The 4,469-nt window shown below is 60.6% G+C and carries 6 protein-coding genes; all 6 read right to left on the reverse strand.

The window, feature by feature from the left end:
* Nucleotides 1-482: MFS transporter (locus BN2475_RS32770; protein WP_245841763.1), on the reverse strand; the 482-nt coding region annotated here is incomplete at its 3' end.
* A 174-nt stretch (nucleotides 483-656) separates the two neighbouring features.
* Nucleotides 657-1,679, reverse strand: a complete 1,023-nt coding sequence (locus tag BN2475_RS32775; RefSeq protein WP_094783475.1) for an alcohol dehydrogenase — start codon at nucleotides 1,677-1,679, stop codon at nucleotides 657-659.
* Nucleotides 1,680-1,688: 9 nt separating this feature from the next.
* The gene (locus BN2475_RS32780) at nucleotides 1,689-2,888 is read right to left on the reverse strand and encodes a flavin monoamine oxidase family protein (RefSeq protein WP_094783476.1); all 1,200 of its coding nucleotides are present in this window, start codon (nucleotides 2,886-2,888) and stop codon (nucleotides 1,689-1,691) included.
* 2 nt (nucleotides 2,889-2,890) lie between these two features.
* Entirely contained in the window at nucleotides 2,891-3,559 is a 669-nt protein-coding gene (locus tag BN2475_RS32785) for a cupin domain-containing protein (protein ID WP_094783477.1), read from the reverse strand.
* A gap of 76 nt (nucleotides 3,560-3,635) precedes the next feature.
* Nucleotides 3,636-3,986, reverse strand: coding sequence for a carboxymuconolactone decarboxylase family protein (locus tag BN2475_RS32790; RefSeq protein ID WP_094783478.1), 351 nt, complete (start codon nucleotides 3,984-3,986; stop codon nucleotides 3,636-3,638).
* 64 nt (nucleotides 3,987-4,050) lie between these two features.
* Complete coding sequence (locus BN2475_RS32795; protein WP_094783479.1) at nucleotides 4,051-4,332, reverse strand: hypothetical protein; 282 nt, start codon at nucleotides 4,330-4,332, stop codon at nucleotides 4,051-4,053.
* Between the last annotated feature and the right edge of the window lie 137 nt (nucleotides 4,333-4,469).

Consider the following 4,469-nt stretch of genomic DNA (forward strand, 5'->3'; position numbering starts at 1 on the left):
TTCATGGTATAGGTGACGAGCTGCGGCCCAATCACGCCGGCGAAGACGCCGCCCGCCATGACGAACGATAGCGCACGCGGACGTCGCTCCGACTGGACGCAATCCGCGGCAGCAAAGCGAAAGGACAAGACCACCGCGGCATAGGCGCCAGCGAGGAACGTCGCTGCGTTAAATAGCCAGAAGGAACTCACTGTGACCGCCAAGGCTGCAAGCAGGCCAGCAAGCACACCGCATCCTGTGCCGATCAGAAAGGCTGTTCGACGACCGTAGCGTTGCGCGATGGCGCCGCTGGGTAGCGAGCAAGCCGCCATCCCCACCACAAAGACAGAGATAGGCAGCGTCGCCAGCGCGTGACTCGGGGCAAGCGCGTTCCCGACGATTGCGCCTGTCGAGTAGATAATCGCCGAGTTCGCACCGGCGAATGCCTGCGCAACGGTGAGCTTTGCGATATTGCTTTTCGCGTGAACGTAAGGGGACGACAATGGCGTCGCGGTCGGGGTGGAGGAATGCACGTGTGGTATGGGTTCGGTCTAGATTGTCCGGACTGACGAGCGTTGCGAAGCGAAACAGCATCGGCGATGTTCGGCGACTGCTGGGCTAGAACCTCGGCCCAGCGGTCGGCATGACGGTTTATGGATGGTGCCTGCTAATATTCGTTATTTCTTTCGCGTGACTAAGACCATCCTGAACTTGACATCACCGCTCTTCACTTTCTCATAGGCGGCGAGCGCGTTTTCCAGTGGCATGGTTTCGATCATCGGCCGAATGTCGGTCAGCGCGCTGAAATTCAGCGCTTTTTCGTTCTCGTAGGGAGTGCCTGTCATCGACCCCAGTACGCCCTTTTCTCCGGAGACCAGTTGGCCGCTTGCGATAGGTAACGGATCTTTACCCACGCCCAGCACAATCAATCTGCCCTGTGGGGCGAGGCCCCCAATGCACGCGGATACGGTGGCGGCGTGGCCTATCGTAGTGACGATAGCTTGTGCGCCTCCCAACTCCTTGAGTTTGGCCACGGCGTCGTCTTCGTTCGTGTCGATGTAGATATGTGCTCCCAGTGCCAATGCATCGTCGACAATCTCCCGACCGCGCCCGATGGCCACGACCTTGAAGCCCATTTTGCGCGCGTATTGCAACGCCATGTGCCCAAGTCCGCCGATCCCCAGCACGGCCACGAGATCCCCTGCTTCGGCTCCTGACTTCTTGAGCGCATTGAAGGTGGCAAGGCCCGCGCACAAGATCGGCGCCGCCTCTTCGGAGTCGAGTTCGTCGGGAATCGAAACCAGACCGGTGCTGCGTGCGATCATCACTTCGGCGTAGCCGCCATCGGTCGTTACGCCAACGACCGATTGATTCCGACAAAGCTGAAATTCCCCGCGTCGGCATTGGTCGCATTCGTTGCAGTGGCCGCCGAGGCGGCCCACGCCAACGCGCTGGCCCACCTTCCAGATCGCGGGTACTGCCGCCCCGATGGCAGCGATTCGTCCGATCACCTCATGTCCCGGCACGCGCGGCTGCGATGTGGGATCGGCTCGATCGATCTGGCCGATGTCGGCGCCGCAAATTCCGCATACCTCCACCTCGATCAAAACCTCGCCGTCCCCCGGGGTCGGTCTCGGTCGTTCGACCAGTTCAAGAAATCCAGGCCGGCTCAACTGCATTGCTCGATATGTGCTGTTCATGTTCGTGTCTCAAAGAGTAGGGGGATTAAACGATTCCTGGTTGCGGCGCCTGGCTATTGCACCCGACGCCCAACCGTCCGCTGCCGCCGCATGGATTGCCTCGCGTACGCCGATGGTTGCGGCATCGACGGCGCCCGCCAGATAGCCCGGAAACCGGGCAGACCATTCACTGGCGATTCCCGCCAGACGCCCATGCCACGGCCCTGACGCGACGGTCGCCTGCGGCGCCTCGCCGTGTCCTGCTGTGCCGTCGAGGTCGACCGCCGTCGCGGTCAGAGGATCGGCGGCCCAGTCTTTGATAAGCTCAGCCTTTGGCCGCTCAGCCTCTGCGCCAAACATCCGCTTGAACTGCGCTCGACAGTGGAGCAACAACTCTTGCTCCGGCACACGCTTGCGCGTGCGGGCGGGAATGCCGAAGAAGCCGAACAGTGCGGCACTGCCGCCCGGCATGGAGGCATCGTGGATTTCCGCGAGCGGTCCCACGGCGCTTCGGGCTTCGCCGGAAAGTCCCCGATCGCGCCAGAATGGCCTGTCGTAGACAGCGACATATTTGGCGTGCGATGCCATCCACGTGGCCGTATTGCTCCAGGCGCGCGAGATTGAATCCGGCAATGCGGGCGTGAAGTCGATCGCGGAAGTCGCCAAGCGTGGCGGTACGGCGAGCAACACGAATTGCACGCGGTAAGTGATAAGCCGTTCGTGCGAATCCTCGGCATCGACTTCGATTTGTTGACCGGCATGGCGGACGCGCTTGACCCTGTGACCGACAGAGAGCCGGTCCTGCGGGAGCTTCTTGCGCAGGGCCGCGACCAGCGCGTTCATCCCACCCACCAGACGCATCGACGGCGGCGATGCAGCGTAGCTGGAGTCGACCCGCAAAGGCCCCTCGTGCGGCCATCGCTCGATGATCATGCTGCCGGCGTCATGCTGTTCGAATCGTTCAAGTGCTAGCCCGCCGACGAGACGATCGAGCTGAGGCTGGAACTCTGGCCGGAACCACGTCGGCCCTAAGTCAAAGCGGTCGAAGGTATCGGATGTATCTTGGCCCGCTTCATCCATTCCGGTGGGCGACACGGAAAGAATGCGACCGCCGAAGGTGGAGCGGGCTTCCAACAATACGTAGTCTTCGATGCCCTGTTGCTCGAGAAGAAGAGCCGCATACAGACCGCTCAGCCCACCCCCGATAATGGCGATGCGTGCTGATTTCATGCCTATGCCTCCACCGCCCAATCAACCAGGTGACCGGTCTTGAGGTAACAGGTCGCTCCCTGTGGGCCGGCTACGATCTCGGGATACTCACCCACGGGTAGTCGAACCCAACTGCCCCGATCACAGGACCGCTTCCCAAGCATTAGATTTCCGGCCAATACCAGTAATTCGGCACTGTCTATTAGGCCTTCAAATAACGGTTCGTCTGGCGATAGACGTTGCAGACAAACTTGTTCGGTATCCGACGAGAACAGAGGGCAGACTTCGCGCCGACTTTGGCGCTGCCAGAATGCGGGATCGCGGGTGTTGATGCGCACGCGATGGCGGTCTGCCGGGTGCATTTGCCGAAGCTTGACGAAAATGATCGCGCCCGCGGCGCTGGACGGCCGATGGGTGGATCCTGGCGGATTGCGCAGATACCACCCGGCCTGATAGTGCTCGTCGCGCTCGGAGAACGTGCCGGACAGGACGAAGATCTCCTCTCCTTGCGGGTGCGCATGGTCAGTGAAGTGTGAACCCGCTGCGTACCGCACGATGCTGGTCGCCCGGGCTTTCTCCTCGCCAATCCTATCGAGCATCACGCGCTCTACGCCGCTCTGCGGGGAGGCGACCCAGTCGTACCGGTCTGGTGTGACGACGACTGGGCGCGAAAAGTCTGCATTTACAAGCATGGATGTCTTACCGCAAGCACCGATAGTGAACGGTCGGCTTACCGGCCATCGGCAGCCGACCGCGTCCAGAGGTGACTCAGGTATTCGTATTGGGCAGTTGCGCGTGTGCTTCGAGTACGCGCGCTGTGTAGACCAGGGCAGGCCCGGCGTTCATCGCGATGGCCACGCTCAGTGCCTCGGCAATTTCCTCGCGCGTCGCGCCCTGTTCGACGGCCTTCTTCGTATGCACCGAGATGCAGCCGTCGCAGCGTGTCGTGACGGCCACGGCCAGCGAGATCAGTTCGTGAATCTTGGGACCGAGTGTGCCATTTTTTACGGGCGAACTTTCGATCATGTGGAGGCCCTTCATCACTTCCGGGCTAAGCTCCGCGTAGTCAGAGACGCGTGCCAGCAAAGAAGCACGGTAGTCGTTCCAGTCATGCATCATGTCGTTATCTCTTTAAAGAGTAGTGAAAGGTGAGGTGCCAGCCCGGCACTTTGCTACGTTGGGATCAGGCGACTTGGTAGATACGCACGTCCGGCACTGCGTCCAGCAGGGGTTTGAGCCCGCCGACTACGTCCGCGGTGAACAATTCACTCTGCAAGTAGGCATTCGCGTTCGCTTCGCTATCGAAACCGTGCAGCACCTGCACGTCCTCATTGCGCACCAGCAGTTCTTTCGACTTCGCGCCTGCGATGGTGTTGAGGAAGGGGGCCTTGTATTTCTCGTAGACCCCCGCGGCGACGGCCCGATTGGCGTTCGTGACCTTGAGAGTAATCTGCAGATAGACCATTTCGTTGCTCCTGTACTGTTTACGCAATAGGTGACCTTCGTGTTCCGCGATCGCAGTGCGATGAATCGGTATGGATCGTTTTTTCCGTACGCTGACTTTATAGGCGTCGTGCTACCGATTCATCGCACTGCGATCTC

It is taken from the genome of Paraburkholderia ribeironis (assembly GCF_900019265.1).
Taxonomy (GTDB): Bacteria; Pseudomonadota; Gammaproteobacteria; order Burkholderiales; family Burkholderiaceae; genus Paraburkholderia; species Paraburkholderia ribeironis.